An 18,623-nucleotide genomic window follows, 5' to 3' on the forward strand; every position below is an offset into this window, starting at 1 on the left:
GCCGGCGCGGGGCTGCGATCATCGCAGGTCTGTGACCAGCATGCTTCCGTGATCAACATAGGTCCTTGATCGCCGCCGCGGCGTGATGGCCCGGGGCCGATGATCAACGTGGGGCCGGGCATCACAGAGGCCTGCGAGATGCGCGACGCGATCATCGCGGGCCCGCGACAGCGGATCGGCGATCAAAAAGGAGGCGATTCTAACAGGCCGGAGACATTCCGGCAGGGGGCCACGACGTCTCGGCGAGTCCGGCGTGATCCAGGGGGCGCGGGGCATGGGTCATGGGGTGTCTCCTGTCTGTTGTTATTGTCCGTGATGGGGGTCGGGCATGGCCCCCGGGCGGGGCCGGGCCATCAGGCCGGCGGCGGGCTCGGGACCACCAGCAGCGCCGCCCGGGCGCCGATCTCGACCTTGGCATTGGGGAAGACCACCGACAGCGGCGTCTCGCCGACGTCGAAGGCGCCGGCGCTGGCATCCTCGGCGAGCCGGGTGCCCGGCGCGAATTCGGTGAAGTTCGGCGTGTCGTCGGGGAAGCAGAGCCGGAAGTCGGTGTCCTGGCGCATCAGCTCGTGCTCGGCGCGGAAGAAGGCCATGCGCGCCGGGTCGTCGCGCTCGGGCGCGCGGCCCTCGACCAGCGCCTCGAGCAGCCGGCCCATGGGAGCCAGGGGGGCGAGGTCGTTGGCGCCGAAGGGCAGGGCGCGGCCCAGCTCCAGGGTGAAGGCCACCGCGCCGTGGTAGTGCTTCGAGTAGTGCGAGAAGGTCCAGCTGTGGCGGTGCTGGTGGAGCACCGCCTGGATATCGGCGCCGGCCAGCCACTGCCACTGGGCCGGCGGCGTCGGCGTGTCGCCGAAGGGCTCGACCACGAAGCGCGGGAAGCGGCTGTCGCGGATCGCCGTGTGCAGGTCGTAGTGCAGCGGGGCAAGCGAGGCGTGGCGACCGTAGAAGGCGTCGACCTCGCCCATCAGCGTCCGGGCCCGGTCGGGCTCGTCACCCGCCTCGTCGAGGTCGCGCCGGAACAGCCGGTTGAGGTTGGTCGCGACGAAGCGCTCGCCGCGGCGGATCGCCTCCGGATTGCCGAGCAGCACCAGCAGCGGCGCGCCAAGCGTCAGCAGGCCCGCCTCGAGCCGCGCGAGGAGCGCGCCCACGAGCTCGATGGGCGCGGTCTCGTTGCCGTGGATGCCCACCGAGAGCACGCAGGCCCGGGCCTCGTCGGCGCAGGCATCCGGCGCGAGCTCGAGCACCCCGGGGGCGAGCAGCCGGAAACGCCCGCCGGGCACGCGGCCCTCGCGAGTCGCGGGCGTGCGCCCCTCCAGTCCCTGGTCCAGCCACTCAGACAGCATGTTCACCTCTCGTCTCGGAGGGCCCCTCAGCACCCGTCGTTGGTCTCGTTGCATCCGCCGACACCTTCCCGTCCTGGCCCGGCGGACTCAAGGCCCCGCGTCGGTCGGATGAAAGTGACGGGGCCCAGAGTGAAATTTCCTCAGCGCCAGGCGGCGCAGGCCTCGCCCTGTTCCACCTCGATCAGCCCCTCCACCGGGAAGTCGAGGGCCCGGGCTTGCTCGACCAGCGCCTGGTAGGTGGCTGGTGCGAGCTCGGGGGTGCGCGAGAGGAGCCACAGGTAGTCGCGGTCGGGGCCGGCCACCAGGGCCCAGTCGTACGCCGCGTCCAGGGCGAGCACGTTGTAGCCGGCGTAGAAGGGGCCGAAGAAGCTCACCTTCAGCCGCCCCTCGCCCGGCTCGCCGATCGTGTAGGCCTTGCCCTCGGCGACGCTCACCTCGCCGGCGGCGAGGTCCACGCCGCGGTTGATCACCCGCACGCCGCCCGCGTCGCGACGCCGATAGTCGGCGGTGACGCAGTCAAGCCCCTCCTCGAAGCCGTGATCCAGGCGGGCGATCTCGTACCACTGGCCGAGGTAGCGGTCGAGCTCGAAGCCGGTGACGGCGCGGGTGCCCTCGGGCAGGCCGGTGCAGCCGGCGAGGCCTAGCCCCAGCAGGGCCGTGGTGAGCAGCGGTCGGGACATCGCGGGGACTCCTCGTCGAGACATGGTCGAGTGGTGCCGGCCACGGCGACGGCTGTGACCTTTGCACGATGGGGTGCCGGGCCTTCGCCGGCTAGACTGGCGACGCCCTCCAACCTCTGCACGCCGCCAGGACGCCGCCATGACCGACCCCGTGGATCGCTTCGCCGCCCGCCCCCTCGTGGCCCACTATGATGCGCCCCGCGCCGTCGGCGGGCCAGGCCTGACGGCGCGGCTGCGCGAGGCCTTTCGCGCCGCGGGACGCGACCCGGACCGGCTGACCCTCGACGAGATCGCCGGCATCGACCAGCTCCACCTGGGTGGGCGGCGGGCCAGCCGGTCGCTGGTGGCCCTGGGCGAGCTGGCGCCCGGCGCTCGGGTGCTCGACGTGGGGTGCGGCACCGGCGGGGCGAGCCGCCTGCTGGCCGCGGAGGTCGGCTGTGACGTGACGGGGCTCGACCTCACCCCCGCCTTCGTCGAGGCGGCCGCCTGGCTGAGCCAGGCCACCGGGCTCGAGGCGCGCACGCGCTTCCTGTGCGCCGACGCCGCCCGGGTGCCGCTGCCGGACGCTGGCGTCGAGACGATCTGGTGCCAACATGCACTGATGAACATGCCCGACGCGGCGGCGGTGCTGGCCGAATGGCACCGGCTCCTGGTGCCGGGCGGGCGGGTGCTGCTGCACGAGGTGGTGGCCGGGGACAATGCCGAGCCGCTGACCCTGCCGGTGCCCTGGGCCCGGGACGCCGCGACCAGCCACCTGCGCTCTCGCGAGGCCCTGGAGCGCCTGCTCGCCGAGGCCGGCTTCGTACCGGTGGTGGTGCAGGACGTCACCGCGGCGGCGCTGGCCTGGCGGCAAACCCGCACCGAGCGCGAGAGCGGTGGAGCCGCGCCGGCGCCAGGGGGGCCGCTGCCCGGGCCCGAGCGGATCTTCGGCGACGACTTCCCGCTCATGGGGCGCAACCTGCGCGACAACCTGGCTGCCGGGAAGGTGCGCATCCTCGAGGGAGTGTGGCGTCGGGGGAATCGATGAAACCGAACCGCGCCGACGAAAACCTTCGCTTTTTTGCATGACGTGAGCTCTCTATGCTGTGGCTGTCAATCAGTCAGCGACAGGAGGTTGTCATGACGAAGGTTCTCGTGCTCTACCACTCCATGTACGGCCATATCGACACCCTCGCGCGGGCCGTCGCCGAGGGCGCGCGCCAGGTGGCGGGCGTGGAGGTTACCGTCAAGCGGGTGCCGGAAACCATGGACCCGGAAGCCTTCGCCAAGGCCGGCGGCCAGCAGTTCGATACCCCCGAGGCGACGCCCGGGGAGCTGGCCGACTACGATGCGGTGATCTTCGGCACCCCCACGCGCTTCGGCAACATGAGCGGCCAGATGCGCAACTTCCTCGACCAGACCGGCGGCCTGTGGGCCAAGGGCGAGCTGCGCGGCAAGGTGGCAAGCGTGTTCACCTCCACCGGCACCGGCGGTGGACAGGAAACCACCATCACCTCCTTCTGGCACACCCTGGCCCACCAGGGGATGGTGATCGCGCCGCTCGGCTACGGCATCGGCGAGCAGTACATCTTCGACCAGGCCGGCGGTGGCAATCCCTACGGCGCCTCGACCATTGCCGGCGGCGACGGCTCGCGCCAGCCCGACGAGCGCGAGCTCAAGATCGCCCGCTTCCAGGGCGAGCACGTGGCGGGGATCGCCGCCAAGCTTGCCGGCTAACCCCCCAGCGAAAGCTGGCGTTACCAAGGCCCCGTCCGACGCGCCCGGGCGGGGCCTTGCCGTGTCGGGAGCCGCCTCAGCCGGCGATGCGCGCGGCGATGGCGCGCCCGAGGGTCTCGGTGGTGCCGCGGCCGCCCAGGTCGGGGGTGAGCAGGTCGGCATCGCCCTCGGCGAGCACCGCCTCGAAGGCGTCGACGATGGCCTGGCCGGCGTCCGGGTGACCGAGGTGCTCGAGCATCATGGCGGCCGACCAGATCTGGCCGATGGGGTTGGCGATGCCCTGCCCGGCGATGTCCGGGGCGCTGCCGTGCACCGGCTCGAAGAGGCTCGGGAAGGTGCCGTCGGGGTTGATGTTGGCCGAGGGCGCCACGCCGATGGTGCCGGTGCAGGCCGGGCCCAGGTCGGAGAGGATGTCGCCGAACAGGTTGCTCGCCACCACCACGTCGAACCAGTCGGGGTGCATCACGAAGTTGGCCGCCAGGATGTCGATGTGGAACGCCTGCACCGAGACCTCGGGGTAGCGCTCGCCCACCGCCTTCACGCGCTCGTCCCACCACGGCATGGTGATGGCGATGCCGTTGGACTTGGTGGCCGAGGTGAGCTGTTTCCTGGGGCGGCTGGCCGCCAGCTCATAGGCGTATTGCAGCACCCGGTCGACCCCGGTGCGGGTCATCACCGTCTCCTGGATCACCACCTCGCGCTCGGTGCCCTCGAACATCCGGCCGCCGACGCTGGAGTACTCGCCCTCGGTGTTCTCGCGCACCACGTAGAAGTCGATGTCGCCGGGCGCGCGGCCGGCCAGCGGGCTCTTCACCCCCGGCAGCAGCTTGCAGGGGCGCAGGTTGACGTACTGATCGAAGCGGCGGCGAAACTGCAGCAGCGAGCCCCACAGCGAGACATGGTCGGGCACCGTCTCCGGCCAGCCCACCGCGCCGTAGAAGATGGCGTCATGGTCCTTGAGCGTCTCGAACCAGTCGTCGGGCAGCATCTGGCCGTGCTCGAGGTAGTAGTCGCAGCTGGCGAAGTCGAAGGGCTCGAGGGCGAGGTCGAGGTGAAAGCGCTCGGCGGCGGCCTCGAGGGCGCGCAGCCCCTCGGGCATCACCTCCTTGCCGATGCCGTCGCCGGGAAGGACCGCGATACGGTGGGTCATGGGGGGACTCCAGGGTCGTGGATGATGGCGGTCAGTCTAGTCCTCTACACGAGAAAGATAATCGCGTTACTCTTCAATGCATTGTTGATCTCAAGTGGAGAGTGCATGTCGCCCCTGGACGACCTGGCCTTCTTTCGGCACCTGGCCCGCGCCGGCAGCCTCACCGCCACGGCCCGGGAGCTCGGCCTCTCGCTGTCGGCGGTGAGCAAGCGCCTCAAGCAACTGGAGGCGCGGCTGGGGGTGGAGCTCGCCCGCCGCACCACCCGTCGCCTGGCGCTCACCGCCGAGGGCGAGCGCTACCTGGCGCAGGGCGGTCGGATCCTCGACGAGCTCGGCGAACTCGAGGAGTCCCTGGGCGCGCATCGCGCCGGACTCTCCGGCCCGCTGCGGATCAACGCCACCTTCGGCTTCGGGCGTCGTCACGTCGCCCCGCTGCTCTCGGCCTTCTGCTCCGAGCATCCCGGCATCGAGGCGACGTTGGAGCTCTCCGGCTTCCCGCTGAGCCTCGGCGACCAGGCCTTCGACATCGGCGTTCGCGTGGGCGAGCCGCCGGACTCGCGTCTGGTGGCCCGCCGGATCCTGGCCAGCCGACGGATCCTCTGTGCCGCGCCCGAGCTCGCGGTGAGCCTGCCGGCGCTGCGCTCGCCGGCTGACCTGTCGGCGCTGCCCTGCCTGCTGCTGCGCGAGAACGACAGCGACTTCGCCGTGTGGCGATTCCACCGCCGCGACGCTCCCGAGGTCGAGCAGGCGGTCAAGGTGGCGGGGCCGCTCGCCAGCAACGACGGCGAGGTGGTCATGCGCCTGGCGCTGGACGGTCACGGCATCGTCCTGCGCTCCTGGTGGGACGTGCACGAGCATCTGGCGGGCGGTCGGCTGCTGCCGCTGCTGCCCGAGTGGCAAGGCGTGCGCGCCGACTTCCACGCGGTCTATCGTCAGCATCGCCACGTGCCGGCGCGCATCCGCGCCTTCGTTGCCTATCTTGAACAGGAGATGGCCAGCCGCCTGCCTTCCCTGCAGAATGTCGCCACTGCCCGCCGAGGAGCCCCGTTCCCGTGAATGTGCTGATGTTCACCAACACCTACCTGCCCATCGTTGGCGGGGTCAGCGAGTCGGTCCAGCGGCTAAAGCGCCAGCTGCAGGCCTCCGGCCACCGGGTGCTGGTGGTGGCGCCGCGCCTGGAGGGGCAGCCCGCCGAGGAGGACGACGTGGTGCGGGTGGTGGCCATGCAGCACTTCAACGGCAGCGACTTCTCGCTGCCGGTGCCGATCCCGGGCCAGCTCCACGAGGAGATCGAGGCCTTCGAGCCGGACATCGTCCACGCCCACCACCCCTTCCTGCTCGGCGATACCGCCGCCCGGGCCGCCGAGACCTACGGCCTCCCGCTGATCTTCACCCACCACACCCTCTACGAGCACTACACCCACTACGTGCCCGGCGACTCGCCGCGCATGCAGCGCTTCGCCAAGGCGCTCGCCACCCAGTACACCTGGCTGTGCGACGAGGTGATCGCTCCCAGCGAGAGCATCCGCGACCTGCTGCGCCGGCGCGAGGCCAACCCGGCCATCAGCGTGGTGCCGAGCGGGGTGGACACCGCGCGCTACGCCCTGGGCGACGGCCGCGCCTGGCGCGCGCGGCTCGGCATCCCCGAGGAGGCCTACGTGATGGGCCACCTGGGGCGCCTGGCCCGGGAGAAGAACCTGGCCTTCCTGGCCGAGGCGCTGGCCGGCGCGCTGGTGGCGCGCCCCGAGGCGCACTGCCTGGTGGTGGGCGAGGGCGACGCGCGGCGCGACATCGAGGCGGTGATGGTGGCGCGCGGCGTGGCGGAGCGCCTGCACTTCACCGGCCGCCTCCAGGGCCAGGCGCTGATCGACGCCTACCACGCCATGGACGTCTTCGCCTTCGCCTCCCACAGCGAGACCCAGGGCATGGTGGTGGCCGAGGCCATGGCGGCCGGGCTGCCGGTGGTGGCCCTCGACGCCCCGGGGGTGCGCGAGGTGGTGGTCGAGGGCCGCAACGGCCGGCTGATCGCCGGCGACGATCTCGACGCCATGGCCGAGGCGCTGGCGGCGCTGGCCGTTCGCGAGGCACGGGCGCCGCTGGCCGAGGCGGCGCTCGCGACGGCCGCCGACTACGACGAGGCGCGCTGCGCGGCGCGCTGCCTGGCCGTCTATCGCCAGGCGATCGCCCGGGGCGGCCCCTTCACCCACGCCGACGAGGGGGGCTGGGAGCGGATCCGCCATCGGCTGGGCGCCGAGTGGCAGATCCTGCGCCATCGCGGGCGCCTGCTGCGCCACCTGGTGCAGGAGGAGTGGGAGCAGGAGCGCCCCGCCTGGTGGCCCGGCCACCGCGAGGAGGACGAGCCCGAGGCGCCGCGGGAGTAGCCCTCAGCGGGCGCGGCGGCGCCGGTCCGCCCAGCGCTTCAGCCCCACCAGCAGGGCCACCCCGACCAGCAGGCCGCCGACCGCCCAGTAAAGCTCGCCGCGGCTCTCGGCGGTGGCCAGCTGCCCCAGCTGGCTGCCCAGCAGGGTGACCCCGGCGAGCCCCGGGGCGATGCCCAGCAGCGAGCCGATCATGTAGTCGCGAAAGCGCAGGCGGAAGGCCCCGGCCATCATGTTGGTCAGGGTGAAGGGCGCCAGCGGCAGCAGGTTGACCAGGGTCATGGTGCGGATGCCGCGCCCCGAGAGGTAGCGCGAGAGGCCCTTGAGGCGCCGGCCGCCGTGGCGCATGAGCGCCTCGCGGCCCAGCCGGCGCCCGACCCACCAGGTCAGCATCGAGGCGGCCAGGGTGCCGGCCAGGGCGTAGGCGAAGCCCCACCAGGGCCCGAACAGCAGGCCGGTGAGCGCCACCAGCAGGCTGAGCGGGAACATCACCAGCGAGGCGCCGGCGTAGACCGCCATCACCACCGCGACCGCCCAGGGGGCGTCCCGCCAGGCCAGTGCCCCCGTCGCCAGCGTCATCAGGGTCTCCACCGTCAGCAGATCGCGCATGGCGAGCCACTGCCAGAGCAGGCCGAGGGCCAGGAGGGCGACCAGCAGGCCGGTGACGAGGACGAGGCGGTGGCTCATGTCGCGCGGTTCCGTGGAGGCGGGGCCCCCAAGCATACGGCAGCGCGGGCGAGCGCCAAAGCGCCGGCGCGAGCCCGCCCGCGATCCTCCCGCCGCCTCAGGCCTGGCGGGCCAGCACCCGCAGGCGGGACTCGCACATGTCGAGGTCGAGGTAGGTGCCTTGCAGGTGGCGCCGGCCGGTGCTCGGGTCGAAGGCGTTGCGCCCGTGCATCACCCGGCGGTTGTCGAAGGCGACCATCTCGCCCGGGGCCAGGGAGAACTCGAGCCGGTTCCGGGGATCCTGTGCCAGCGCCCAGAACACGCGGTAGGCGTCGTACCAGGCATCGATCTCCTCGAGGGGGAGGCGCAGGGTGTCGCGGATCCAGTTGTTGAGCCGGACCTCGACGACCCGGTCCTGCTCGTCGAGGGAGAACAGCGGCGCGCTCCACACGAGGTCATGCCCCTCGTCCTGGAAGCGGAAGTCGATCTCGGTCTCGGCCAGCCGGCGGAACGCCTCCGGGTCCTGGCGACGCAGGGCCTCGGCCGCGGCGAAGCCGTCGAAGAAGGTGGACTCGCCGCCCTCGGCGTCGTTCTCCAGGCAGTAGAGCAGCTGGATGTCCGGCGGATGGCGCCAGTTGGGCAGGTCGGTGTGCAGCGCCAGGCCGATGGCGGTGTAGGCGGCGTTGTTCGGGTTGGGCTTGGACTGCACGTCGAAGCGGGCGCCGAAGTTGGTGGCGCGCAGGGGCCCGATGCGGCCCGCCAGGCGGCTGACCTCCTCGTCGGCCAGCGGGCCGTTCTCGAGCAGCACCAGGCCATCGCGCAGCAGGGCGGTGAGCCAGGCGCGCTCGCCCTCTGCGCCGGCCACGAAGTCGGCGTGGTCGACGCGGGTCGGGCGATAGTCCGGGGCCCAGGGGCGGCGAGCCGGCACGGCATCCTCTCGCGCCTGGCCCGGGCGGCGCTGATGCAGCCAGACGGCGTCGAAGCGGCTGACGTGGCCGTCGGCCCAGGTCAGGATCAGGTTGCCGTCCTCGAGCTCCGTGGCCGGGGCCCGTTCCGGCACCTCGAGGGCCATGTAGAGGCGCTCGCGGGTCATCGGGTGGCGGCACTCGGCGCAGGCGCAGTGGTCGCGCAGCCAGGTCAGCGGAAACCGGGCCCGGTCGCCGTTGCGCCAGCCAAGGGCCAGCTGTCGTCCGGCCTCCGTGGCCTCGATGAGCGCCGGCCCCTCGGCGTGCGGGGCAAGTTCGCCCATGGGCAGCACGGCGCGTGCCTCGGCAATCGGCGTATCGGTCATGATCGGCTCCTCCCTTATCGAAGGCGCTCATGGTGGCGGCTGGCCGGTACGCCGACAAACGATTAATCTGGCCCCTATGACCCCATTCAGCTTATGCGTAGGTTATTCATGAGTCGGCTTCCCCCCCTGCTGTGGCTGCAGGCCTTCGAGACGGCGGCGCGCACCCTGAGCTTCACTGCCGCCGGCCAGGAGCTGGGCGTGACCCAGGCGGCGATCAGCCAGCGGGTGCGCCTGCTCGAGGATCGCCTGGGCCAGAAGCTCTTCGTGCGCCATCCTCGCAGCCTCGGCCTGACCCCGGCGGGGCAGGCCTGGCTGCCGTGCCTGCAGGATGGCTTCACGCGCCTGGCCGAGGGCACCGAGGAGGTCTTCGGCGGCGGCGGGGAGGCGCCGGTCACTCTGCGCACCACGCCGGTGGTGCAGCAGAACTGGCTGGCGCCGCGCCTGTGCGCTTTTCGCCGCGAGCATCCCGAGGTGGCGCTGAGGCTCGTCAGTGCCATCTGGCCGGATGACTTCGGTCCCGAAGGCGCGGATCTGGAGATCCGCTACGGTCAGGGCAACTGGCCAGGCATGGAGGCGGTCTCCCTCGGCAGGGAGACGATGCTGCCGGTGTGCGCCCCGGCGCTGGCCGAGCGCATCACCGAGCCTGAGGACCTGGCGGAGCACACCCTGCTGCATGCCGTGGGGTTCGAGGTGGGCTGGCCCACCTGGCTGGAGGCCGTGGGGGTGCCGACGCTGGCCTCGCGCTGCGCGCCGCTGACCTGCGATACCCAGGCCATGACGCTGTCGCTTGCGGCGCTGGGCGAGGGCGTCGCCTTGACCCATCGGCGTCTGGTGGAGAACCGCGACGATCTGGTGGCGGCGCTCGATTGGCCGGTCGATAGCGATGAGTCGTTCTGGCTGGTACGCCCGGCGCGCCCGCCCGCCCGGCCGGAGGCGGCGATGCTCTGGGACTGGCTGAGGGAGCGTCTGGCCCTGGACGCTTGAGGAGACCGCCGGCGCCTGGCGCCCCGGGAGCCACGGGCCAGGGCGTTACCCCGCCAGATAGCTCCTGAAGGCGGCCAGGGTCGCGTCGATGGCGTCATCGTCCAGGTCGCGGTGCACCACCAGGCGCGTATCGTAGAGCACGTCGATCAGGATCCGGCGCTCGGCCAGCCAGGCGCGCAGCGGGGCGATGTGCCGCTTAGCCACCCGCAGGAACACCATGTTGGTGGCCCGGGAGACCACCTCGATCTCCGGCAGCGCCTCGAGACCCTCGGCCAGCCGCGCGGCGCGGCGATGGTCCTGGGCGAGATCCGCCACCTGGTGATCCAGCGCGTGGTGGCAGGCGGCGGCGATGATGCCGGACTGGCGCATGCCGCCACCGAGCATCTTGCGCCAGCGGCGGGCGGCGTCGATCAGCGGCCGGGGGCCCACCAGGGCCGAGCCCATCGGCGCACCCAGCCCCTTGGAGAAGCACAGGGAGACGGTGTCGAAGGGCGCGCAGAGCCTGGCCAGCGGGGTGTCGGTGGCCACCGCGGCGTTGAACAGCCGGGCGCCGTCGAGGTGGGTTGCCAGGCCGTGCTCTCGGGCCAGGTCGGTGGCCGCGGCCACGTAGTCGGCGTCGATCACGCGACCGCCGATGGTGTTCTCCAGCGCCAGCAGGCGGGTGCGGGCGAAGTGGATGTCGTCGGGCTTGATGGCGGCCCGAATGCGCTCCAGCGGCAGCGAGCCGTCGTCGGCGTGCTCCACCGGCTGTGGCTGGATGCCGCCCAGCACCGCCGCGCCGCCGCCCTCGTACTTGTAGGTGTGGGCCTGCTGGCCGGCGATGACCTCGTCGCCGCGCTGGCAGTGGACGAGCAGGGCGGTCAGGTTGCTCTGGGTGCCGCTGGGGAAGAGCAGGGCGGCGTCCTTGCCGGCGCGCTCGGCCACGGCGGCCTCGAAGCGGGCCACGCTGGGATCGTCGCCCCACACATCGTCGCCCACCGGGGCCGAGTACATGGCATCGCGCATGGCGGCGCTGGGGCGGGTGACGGTATCGCTGCGCAGGTCGATCATGAGGCTTCCTGGCCGTAAAGGAGAAAGGGTCCGTGGCGCCCGGCTACCAGGCGCCTAGGGGGCCGGCGTCCGCCGGGAGACGCGCCAGCGGATCCTGGTGGAAGTAGCGGGAGAGCAGCCCGTAGAGGGCCGGATAGGCGCGGTGGAGGCGGTCGGGGTCGCTGAAGAAGTGCTCGCAGCAGACCGCGAAGCACTCGCCGGGGTGGCTCGCGGCGTAGTCGTCGATGGGCGTCTCCTCGCCCCGGGCGAGGCGCGCCTGGAGGTCCTCCCAGACCCCCATGAAGATGCGGTACCACTCCCGCGGGTCGATCTCCCGGGGCAGCGGCGGGAAGCCGTCGACGTCCAGGGAGTTGCCGAGGTCGAGCTTGTGGGCCAGCTCGTGGATCAGCACGTTGAAGCCGTCGAGCCCGCCGCTCGCCATCAGGTCGGGCCAGGCGACCACCACCGGGCCCTGCAGCGAGGTCTCGCCGGCGCGCTCGTCGTCGTACTCGTGCACCACGCCGAACTCGTCCATCTCCTCCACGCGGCGCTGGAAGGCGTCGGGCAGGATCAGGATCTCGTGGACGTTGGCGAAGGCATCGATGTGCTCGCTGTCGCACCAGCCCAGGGTCAGCAGGCAGGCCTGGCCCGCCAGGGCGAGCCGCGCCGGGGCGTCGAAGGTGACCGTGCCGGCGAGCTCCGGGTGCAGGCTAAGGCGCTTGGCATGCACGAACGCCCAGGCCCGATGCCCCAGCCGCTCGGCCTGGTCGTCGGGCAGGGCGGCGAGCAGCGGTATCCGCGCCCGGGCCTCGGCCCAGTCGGCGGCGGGGAAGGGGTGGCGCGCCTCGAAGCGCCGGCCCCCCAGGCGCAGCAGCCGGCCGAGCATGGCGTCAGCTCTCCTCCAGGTTAGCGCCCGACTTCCAGGACCAGTCGCGCCAGCGCAGGTCGAACAGGTCCTTGCGCCGGTCCTTGAGGTTGGTCACCGAGCCCTCGGCGCGCACCACGGTCAGCCGGGTCAGGTCGAGGTCCGAGAACATGATCATCTCGGTGTTGGGCGTGGTCTCGGAGAGCACGGCGTCGTGGGGGAAGGCGAAGTCCGAGGGCGAGAAGACCGACGACTGGGCGTACTGGATCTCCATGTTCTCGATGGAGGGCACGTTGCCGACGCTGCCGCACAGCACCACGTAGCACTCGTTCTCGATGGCCCGTGCCTGGGCGCAGTGGCGCACCCGCAGGTAGCCGTTCTTGGTGTCGGTCCAGAAGGGCACGAAGAGGATGTCCATCTCCTGGTCGGCGAGCAGCCGCGAGAGCTCGGGAAACTCGACGTCGTAGCAGATCAGGATGCCCACGCGGCCGGCGTCGGTGTCGAAGACCTTGAGCTCGTCGCCGCCCTCGATCACCCAGTCGCGGCGCTCCTGGGGGGTGATGTGCAGCTTGGACTGGGCGTCCACGCTGCCGTCGCGGTGGAACAGGTAGGAGACGTTGAAGAGCTGGCCATCCTCGTGCTCCTCGATCATGGAGCCCGCGATGATGTTGATGTTGCAGGAGATCGCCATGCGCGACAGCTCGGTCTTGAACTGTTCGGTGAAGCCGGCCAGAAAGCGGATGGCGGCCATCTGGTCCTGCTGGGCGGCGCGGTCCTGCAGGCCCATCAGTGGCGCGTTGAAGAGTTCGGGGAAGACGGCGAAGTCGCTCTGGTAGTCGGAGAGGGCGTCGACGAAGTACTCGACCTGCTGCAGCACCGACTCCACCGAGGAGAACTCACGCATCTGCCACTGCACGGCGCCGACCCGCACCTGGGTCGGGCGGTTCTCCAGCACCCGCTCGGCCGGCTCGAAGAGGATGTTGTTCCACTCCAGCAGGGTCGCGTAGCCCTGGGACTTCTCGTCCTCCGGCAGGTACTTGCGCAGCAGCCGCTTGACCTGGAAGTCGTTGGCCAGCTGGAAGGAGAGGATCGGGTCGTGGATCTCCTTGCGGGCCACCTTGTCGAGGTACTCGGCCGGGGAGAGCTCCTGGGCGTGCTGGTAGTAGTGGGGGATGCGCCCGCCGGCGAGGATCGAGCGCAGGTTCATGGAGCGGCACAGCTCCTTGCGCGCCTCGTAGAGGCGACGGCCCAGGCGGTAGCCGCGGTAATCCGGGTGGATCAGCACGTCGAGGCCGTACATGGCGTCGCCGTCCGGATCGTTGAGGATGGTCTCGCGCTTGCCGATCAGGTCGTCGTAGCGGTGCGGGTTGGAGAAGGTGTCGTAGTCGACCAGGGCCGTCAGGGCCACGCCGACGATGGTCTCGTCATCCTCGATGAGGATCTGACCGTCGGGGAACTCCGCGATCAGCTTGTCGATGGTGGCCTTGGGCCAGGCGCCGCCGATGTCGTGGTAGACCCGGTCCATCAGCGCCTTGAGCTGCGGGTAGTCGTCCGGGGTCAGGTTGCGCAGGTTGAGATGCAGGTCGTCGAGGGACATGGCGCGTCCTTTCTTCTGGGCAGGGGACTGTCTTTCGGGAGTCTATCATGCCTGGCGCGCCCCCCGCCGCGGGCCTGTCTCGCGCGCCGGACACGACGAGGCCCCGCCGTGGCGGGGCCTCGATAGGGGACGCGGGACTATCAGCCGAGGGCGGCGACCGCGGCCTTGGCCACCTGGACGTCCTGGGGCGGGGTAACGCCGGAGATGCCGACGCTGCCGGCCACCTGGCCCTCGACGATCACCGGCACGCCGCCGGCCAGCAGCGCCTGCATCGGCGCGGTGACGAAGGCGGTGCGGCCGTTGTTGATCATGTCCTCGAAGACCTGGGTCTCCTTGCGGCCGATGGCGGCGTTGCGCGCCTTCTCGGTGGCCACGTCGGCGCTGAAGGGCGGGGCGCCGTCGAGGCGGCGCAGGCCGAGCAGGTGGCCGCCGTCGTCGGCCACGGCGATGGTCACGGCCCAGCCGTTGGCCTCGGCTTCCTTCTGGCCGGCATCGAGCAGGGCGTTGACGTCGTCCAGGGTCAGCACGGGTTTGGTTTTCATCGGAGGAACTCCTTGGGTTGATGGAAAGCGACTACTTATTGCAGGTGACTCGTGGCGGCTTCGGCGACAAGCCAGCGGGGAGGCGCTATGAATACTTCCCTGTACGCTACCGACGCCATCCCTGGCGTAGGACCTCCCCTTTGGCTTGCCACCGACGCCCCTCGTTAAGAGTGTGAGGCGAGCATCAGGCCAGGGCCTCGTCGACGCTCTCGATCCAGTGGCGCACCGGGGTGCGCTGGGCACCGGCCAGATGAGTCTGGCAGCTGAATGTTGGAGCGCGGTGACGATGCGTCATGCCAGGGCCTCGTCGACGATCTCGATCCAGTGGCGCACCGGGGTGCGCTGGGCACCGGCCAGGTGGGTCTGGCAGCTGAATGTTTGAGCGCGGTGACGATTCGTCATGCCAGGGCCTCGTCGACGATCTCGATCCAGTGGCGCACCGGGGTGCGCTTGGCACCGGCCAGGTGAGTCTGGCAGCCGATGTTGGCGGTGACGATCATCTCGGGGTTGCCGGCCTCGAGGTTGTCGAGCTTGTTGTCGCGCAGCTGGGTGGCGAGCTCCGGCTGGGTGACGGAGTAGGTGCCGGCCGAGCCGCAGCAGAGGTGGGCGTCCTGGACCGCGGTGAGGGTGAAGCCGAGCTCGCGCAGCACCTGCTCCACGGCGCCGCCGAGCTTCTGGGCGTGCTGCAGGGTGCAGGGGCAGTGGAAGGCGAGCCGCCGGCTCTCCTTCACCGCCAGCGCCGCGAGGTCCTCGTCGCGCAGCACCTCCACCAGGTCCTTGGCCAGGGCGCTGATGCGCGTCGCCTTCTCGGCGTAGTCGGGATCGTCGGCGAGCACCTCGCCATACTCCTTGACCATCGCCCCGCAGCCGCTGGCGGTCTGGACGATGGCCTCGCAGCCGGCCTCCACGTGGGGCCACCAGGCATCGATGTTGGCGCGCATGCGCGCCCGCCCGGCCTCCTGGGCGTTGAGGTGGTAGTCGATGGCGCCGCAGCAGCCGGCCTCCGGCGCCGGGGTCAGGCCGATGCCGAGCCGGTCGAGCACCCGGGCGGTGGCGGCGTTGGTGTTGGGCGAGAGTCCGGGCTGCACGCAGCCCTCGAGGATCAGCATCTGGCGTGCATGGCGCTTGCCCTCGGGGCGCACGCCGGCATCCACCGGGGCCGGCGGCATCTTGTCGGCCAGCGCCCCGGGCACCAGCGGGCGGAAGGTCTGGCCGAGCTTGAGCAGCGCCTTGAAGCGGGCGGGCTCGACCAGCGCCTTGCGCAGCCCGAAGCGCAGGGCGCGCTCGGCGGGCTTGCGGGGCACCCGCCGCTCGATCTCGGCGCGGCCGATGTCGAGCAGCTTGTGGTACTCCACCCCGGAGGGGCAGGTCGTCTCGCAGTTGCGGCAGGTGAGGCAGCGGTCGAGGTGCAGCCGGGTCTCCTCGGTGACCCGGTGGTCGTCATCGCGGCTCTCGAGCATCTCCTTCATCAGGTAGATGCGCCCGCGGGGGCCGTCGCGCTCGTCACCCAGCAGCTGGTAGGTGGGGCAGGTGGCGTTGCAGAAGCCGCAGTGCACGCAGCTGCGCAGGACCCGGTCGGCCTCGCGGATGTGCGGCTTCTGGAGATCTTCCTCGGTAAAGTGCGTCTGCATCTCGGGCTTCCCGTTCAGGTCTCAGAGTGCCGCGTAGAGTCGGCCAGGGTTGAAGATGCCCTTCGGGTCCAGCTGGGCCTTCAGGGCGCGGTGGTACTTCTCCACCACCGGTTCCAGCGGCATGAAGGGGTCGGCCTGGCCGGCGCCCTCGCGGGGGCCCAGGCAGGTCGCGTGGCCGCCGGCGCGGGCGCTGGCCTCGCGCAGCGTGGCCGCGTCGAGGTCGCTGCGCAGCCAGCGCTGGGTGCCGCCCCAGTCGTAGAGCAGGTCCGCCTCCTCGACGCCGGGCAGGCCCAGCGAGGGGGTGTTGTGGGGCAGCGAGAGGCGCCACAGGGGACGCGCATCCTCGCGGGAGAAGAAGGCCAGGCGCTGCTCGCGCAGCTTCGCCCAGTAGCCGTTGTCCAGGTCGTCGCCGCCCAGCTTGGCCCGGGTGGCGGCCACCGAGCTCGGTCCGCCCTCCAGGCGCAGGTGCAGGGCGCCGTCGTGCCAGGCGGCGGCGGTGAGGGGCAGCGGCGAGCGGCCCCACTCGGCGAGCCTGGCCATGGCTTCGGCCCGGGGCATCTCCAGGCGCAGGCTGTGGCGGGCGCCGGGGCGCGGCAGCACCTTGAGCGAGACCTCGGTGACCAGCCCCAGGGTGCCCTGGGCGCCGACCATCAGCCGCGAGAGGTCGTAGCCGGCGACGTTCTTCATCACCTCGCCGCCGAAGCGCTGCTGCACACCGTCCTGGGTGATCAGGCGGATGCCCAGCACGAAGTCGCGCACGCTGCCGGCCCAGGGGCGGCGCGGGCCGGAGAGGCCGGTGGCGACCATGCCGCCCACGGTGGCGTCCGCGCCGAAGTGGGGCGGCTCGCAGCCGAGCATCTGGCCCTGCTCGGCCAGGGTGGCCTCGAGCTCGGCCAGCGGAGTGCCGGCGCGCACCGAGACGATCAGCTCCACGGGGTCGTAGGAGGTGATGCCGCGGTGCTCGCGGGTCGAGAGCGTCTCGCCGTCGACGGGGCGGCCGTAGAAGGCCTTGGTGTCACCGCCGACGATGCGCAGCGGGGTGCCCGCCTCGGCGGCCCGGCGCACGCGCTCGCCGAGCGCCTCGCTGATGTCCTGGTCGGTCGATGTGGAACGTGTCTCGGCCATGGAGAATCCTCAGAATCGGGGCAGCTCGGGGTGCGGGAGCTCGTTGTTGTGGACGTGCATGGCGCCGAACTCGGCGCAGCGGGCCAGCGTCGGGATGTTCTTGCCCGGGTTGAGCAGGCGGTTGGGGTCGAAAGCCGCCTTCACCGCGTGGAAGAGGGTCAGCTCGCTCGGGGTGAACTGGGCGCACATCTGGTTGATCTTCTCGCGGCCCACCCCATGCTCGCCGGTGATCGAGCCGCCGGCCTCGACGCACAGCTCGAGGATCTTGCCGCCGAGTGCCTCGGCCTGCTCGAGCTCGCCCTCGCGGTTGGCATCGAAGAGGATCAGCGGGTGCATGTTGCCGTCGCCGGCGTGGAAGACGTTGGCGACGCGCAGGCCGTAGGCCTCGGAGAGCTCGGCGATGCCCTTGAGCACCCGCGGCAGCTCCCGGCGGGGGATGGTGCCGTCCATGCAGTAGTAGTCCGGCGACATGCGCCCCACTGCCGGGAAGGCGTTCTTGCGCCCGGCCCAGAAGAGCGCGCGCTCGGCCTCGTCCCGGGCCTGCTGGATGTCGGTGGCGCCGGCCCGCTCGAGCACCTCGCGCACCGTGGCGCAGTCGTCGTTGACGTCGGCCTCCACGCCGTCGAGCTCGCAGAGCAGGATCGCCTCGGCCTCGACGGGGTAGCCGGCGTGGATGAAGTCCTCGGCGGCGCGGATCGCCAGGTTGTCCATCATCTCGAGCCCGCCGGGGATGATGCCCGCGGCGATGATGTCGCCGACCGCGCGGCCGGCCTTCTCGACGTCGTCGAAGCTCGCCATCAGCACCTTGGCGGTCTCGGGCTTGGGCAGCAGCTTGACGGTGATCTCGGTGACCACGCCGAGCATGCCCTCGGAGCCGGTGAACAGCGCCAGCAGGTCGAGGCCCGCGGCGTCGAGCGCCTCGCTGCCCAGCGTCATGCGCTCGCCCTCGATGGTGATCACCTCCACCTTCATCACGTTGTGCACGGTCAGCCCGTACTTCAGGCAGTGCACGCCGCCGGCGTTCTCGGCGACGTTGCCGCCGATCGAGCAGGCGATCTGCGACGAGGGATCGGGGGCGTAGTAGAGCCCGTAGGGCGCTGCCGCCTCGGAGATGGCGAGGTTGCGCACGCCGGGCTGCAGGCGGGCGATGCGGGCGTCCGGGTCGACGTCGAGGATGCGGTTGAAGCGCGACATGACCAGCAGCACGCCCTGCTCCAGGGGCAGGGCGCCGCCGGAGAGGCCGGTGCCGGCGCCGCGGGTCACCACCGGCACGCCCAGCGCCCGGCAGCGCTTCATCAGCGTCTCGACCTGCTCGAGGGTCTCGGGCAGCGCCACCAGCATCGGCAGCACGCGGTAGGCCGAGAGGCCGTCGCACTCGAAGGGACGCAGGTCCTCCTCGCGGTGCAGCAGGGTGAGCCCGGGAGCCTCGCGCTGCAGGTCGGCCAGGACCTCGGCCTTGTCGATTGTCGCCAGCTCGCCGTCGAGCCGCTCGTCGTAGAGGATGTTCATGGGGCTTCCTCGCTGGAGTGCCCACTGCCCACCCGGGCCGGGCACATGACCTGTGTGGGTCCAATCTGTGCCTTAATGGCGGGCGTGTCCAGTCTCTGGTTCGCTGGTCAGACCAGTCGT

Annotated in this window: 17 protein-coding genes; 5 read left to right on the forward strand and 12 right to left on the reverse strand. The window is 71.4% G+C overall.

All coding sequences use genetic code 11. The features are described from left to right. Positions 1 to 353 precede the first annotated feature (353 nt). On the reverse strand, positions 354 to 1,340 hold the full coding sequence (locus C9F13_RS07455) for a succinylglutamate desuccinylase (protein ID WP_108445610.1): 987 nt from the start codon (positions 1,338 to 1,340) through the stop codon (positions 354 to 356). Between the two features lie 140 nt (positions 1,341 to 1,480). Further along, positions 1,481 to 2,020: a lipocalin family protein gene (locus C9F13_RS07460; RefSeq protein ID WP_108445611.1), complete on the reverse strand. Its 540-nt coding sequence runs from the start codon at positions 2,018 to 2,020 to the stop codon at positions 1,481 to 1,483. Positions 2,021 to 2,159: 139 nt separating this feature from the next. On the opposite strand from C9F13_RS07460, the gene C9F13_RS07465 reads away from it, so the two are divergent. Further along, positions 2,160 to 3,047 carry a class I SAM-dependent methyltransferase gene (locus C9F13_RS07465; RefSeq protein ID WP_108445612.1) on the forward strand — a complete coding sequence of 296 codons (888 nt, stop codon included), beginning with the start codon at positions 2,160 to 2,162 and terminating at the stop codon, positions 3,045 to 3,047. 92 nt (positions 3,048 to 3,139) lie between these two features. Beyond that, complete coding sequence (wrbA, locus tag C9F13_RS07470; RefSeq protein ID WP_108445613.1) at positions 3,140 to 3,736, forward strand: NAD(P)H:quinone oxidoreductase; 597 nt, start codon at positions 3,140 to 3,142, stop codon at positions 3,734 to 3,736. 76 nt (positions 3,737 to 3,812) lie between these two features. Here wrbA and C9F13_RS07475 read toward each other — a convergent pair whose 3' ends face one another. Continuing rightward, the gene (locus C9F13_RS07475) at positions 3,813 to 4,886 is read right to left on the reverse strand and encodes a tartrate dehydrogenase (RefSeq protein WP_108445614.1); all 1,074 of its coding nucleotides are present in this window, start codon (positions 4,884 to 4,886) and stop codon (positions 3,813 to 3,815) included. A gap of 105 nt (positions 4,887 to 4,991) precedes the next feature. Here C9F13_RS07475 and C9F13_RS07480 point away from each other — a divergent pair, with 105 nt between their 5' ends. After that, positions 4,992 to 5,942: a LysR family transcriptional regulator gene (locus C9F13_RS07480; protein WP_108445615.1), complete on the forward strand. Its 951-nt coding sequence runs from the start codon at positions 4,992 to 4,994 to the stop codon at positions 5,940 to 5,942. After that, on the forward strand, positions 5,939 to 7,267 hold the full coding sequence (locus tag C9F13_RS07485; RefSeq protein ID WP_108445616.1) for a glycosyltransferase: 1,329 nt from the start codon (positions 5,939 to 5,941) through the stop codon (positions 7,265 to 7,267). Before C9F13_RS07480 ends, C9F13_RS07485 begins: the two co-directional genes overlap by 4 nt. Positions 7,268 to 7,270: 3 nt before the next feature. On the opposite strand, the gene C9F13_RS07490 is transcribed toward C9F13_RS07485, so the two are convergent. Both C9F13_RS07490 and C9F13_RS07495 read right to left on the reverse strand, forming a co-directional pair. Beyond that, complete coding sequence (locus C9F13_RS07490; protein WP_108445617.1) at positions 7,271 to 7,951, reverse strand: TVP38/TMEM64 family protein; 681 nt, start codon at positions 7,949 to 7,951, stop codon at positions 7,271 to 7,273. Between the two features lie 97 nt (positions 7,952 to 8,048). Continuing rightward, positions 8,049 to 9,221 (reverse strand): TauD/TfdA family dioxygenase, encoded by a 1,173-nt coding sequence (locus tag C9F13_RS07495; RefSeq protein WP_108445618.1) that lies wholly within the window; start codon positions 9,219 to 9,221, stop codon positions 8,049 to 8,051. A gap of 108 nt (positions 9,222 to 9,329) precedes the next feature. On the opposite strand from C9F13_RS07495, the gene C9F13_RS07500 reads away from it, so the two are divergent. Further along, complete coding sequence (locus C9F13_RS07500) at positions 9,330 to 10,205, forward strand: LysR substrate-binding domain-containing protein (RefSeq protein WP_108445619.1); 876 nt, start codon at positions 9,330 to 9,332, stop codon at positions 10,203 to 10,205. A gap of 45 nt (positions 10,206 to 10,250) precedes the next feature. Here C9F13_RS07500 and ltaE read toward each other — a convergent pair whose 3' ends face one another. From ltaE to glcD, 7 genes are all read right to left on the reverse strand, one after another. Beyond that, on the reverse strand, positions 10,251 to 11,255 hold the full coding sequence (gene ltaE, locus C9F13_RS07505; protein WP_108445620.1) for a low-specificity L-threonine aldolase: 1,005 nt from the start codon (positions 11,253 to 11,255) through the stop codon (positions 10,251 to 10,253). A 43-nt stretch (positions 11,256 to 11,298) separates the two neighbouring features. Next, positions 11,299 to 12,120 (reverse strand): M90 family metallopeptidase, encoded by an 822-nt coding sequence (locus C9F13_RS07510; RefSeq protein ID WP_108445621.1) that lies wholly within the window; start codon positions 12,118 to 12,120, stop codon positions 11,299 to 11,301. Between the two features lie 4 nt (positions 12,121 to 12,124). After that, complete coding sequence (locus C9F13_RS07515; protein WP_108445622.1) at positions 12,125 to 13,696, reverse strand: bifunctional GNAT family N-acetyltransferase/carbon-nitrogen hydrolase family protein; 1,572 nt, start codon at positions 13,694 to 13,696, stop codon at positions 12,125 to 12,127. A 140-nt stretch (positions 13,697 to 13,836) separates the two neighbouring features. Next, on the reverse strand, positions 13,837 to 14,238 hold the full coding sequence (locus C9F13_RS07520) for a heme-binding protein (protein ID WP_108445623.1): 402 nt from the start codon (positions 14,236 to 14,238) through the stop codon (positions 13,837 to 13,839). 398 nt (positions 14,239 to 14,636) lie between these two features. After that, positions 14,637 to 15,869, reverse strand: coding sequence for a glycolate oxidase subunit GlcF (gene glcF / locus C9F13_RS07525; RefSeq protein ID WP_108445624.1), 1,233 nt, complete (start codon positions 15,867 to 15,869; stop codon positions 14,637 to 14,639). A gap of 21 nt (positions 15,870 to 15,890) precedes the next feature. Continuing rightward, positions 15,891 to 16,994, reverse strand: coding sequence for a glycolate oxidase subunit GlcE (glcE, locus tag C9F13_RS07530; RefSeq protein ID WP_108445625.1), 1,104 nt, complete (start codon positions 16,992 to 16,994; stop codon positions 15,891 to 15,893). Positions 16,995 to 17,003: 9 nt separating this feature from the next. Next, positions 17,004 to 18,503 carry a glycolate oxidase subunit GlcD gene (gene glcD, locus C9F13_RS07535; protein ID WP_108445626.1) on the reverse strand — a complete coding sequence of 500 codons (1,500 nt, stop codon included), beginning with the start codon at positions 18,501 to 18,503 and terminating at the stop codon, positions 17,004 to 17,006. Positions 18,504 to 18,623 lie beyond the last annotated feature (120 nt).

The sequence above is a fragment of the Halomonas denitrificans genome (assembly GCF_003056305.1).
Lineage (GTDB): Bacteria > Pseudomonadota > Gammaproteobacteria > Pseudomonadales > Halomonadaceae > Halomonas > Halomonas denitrificans.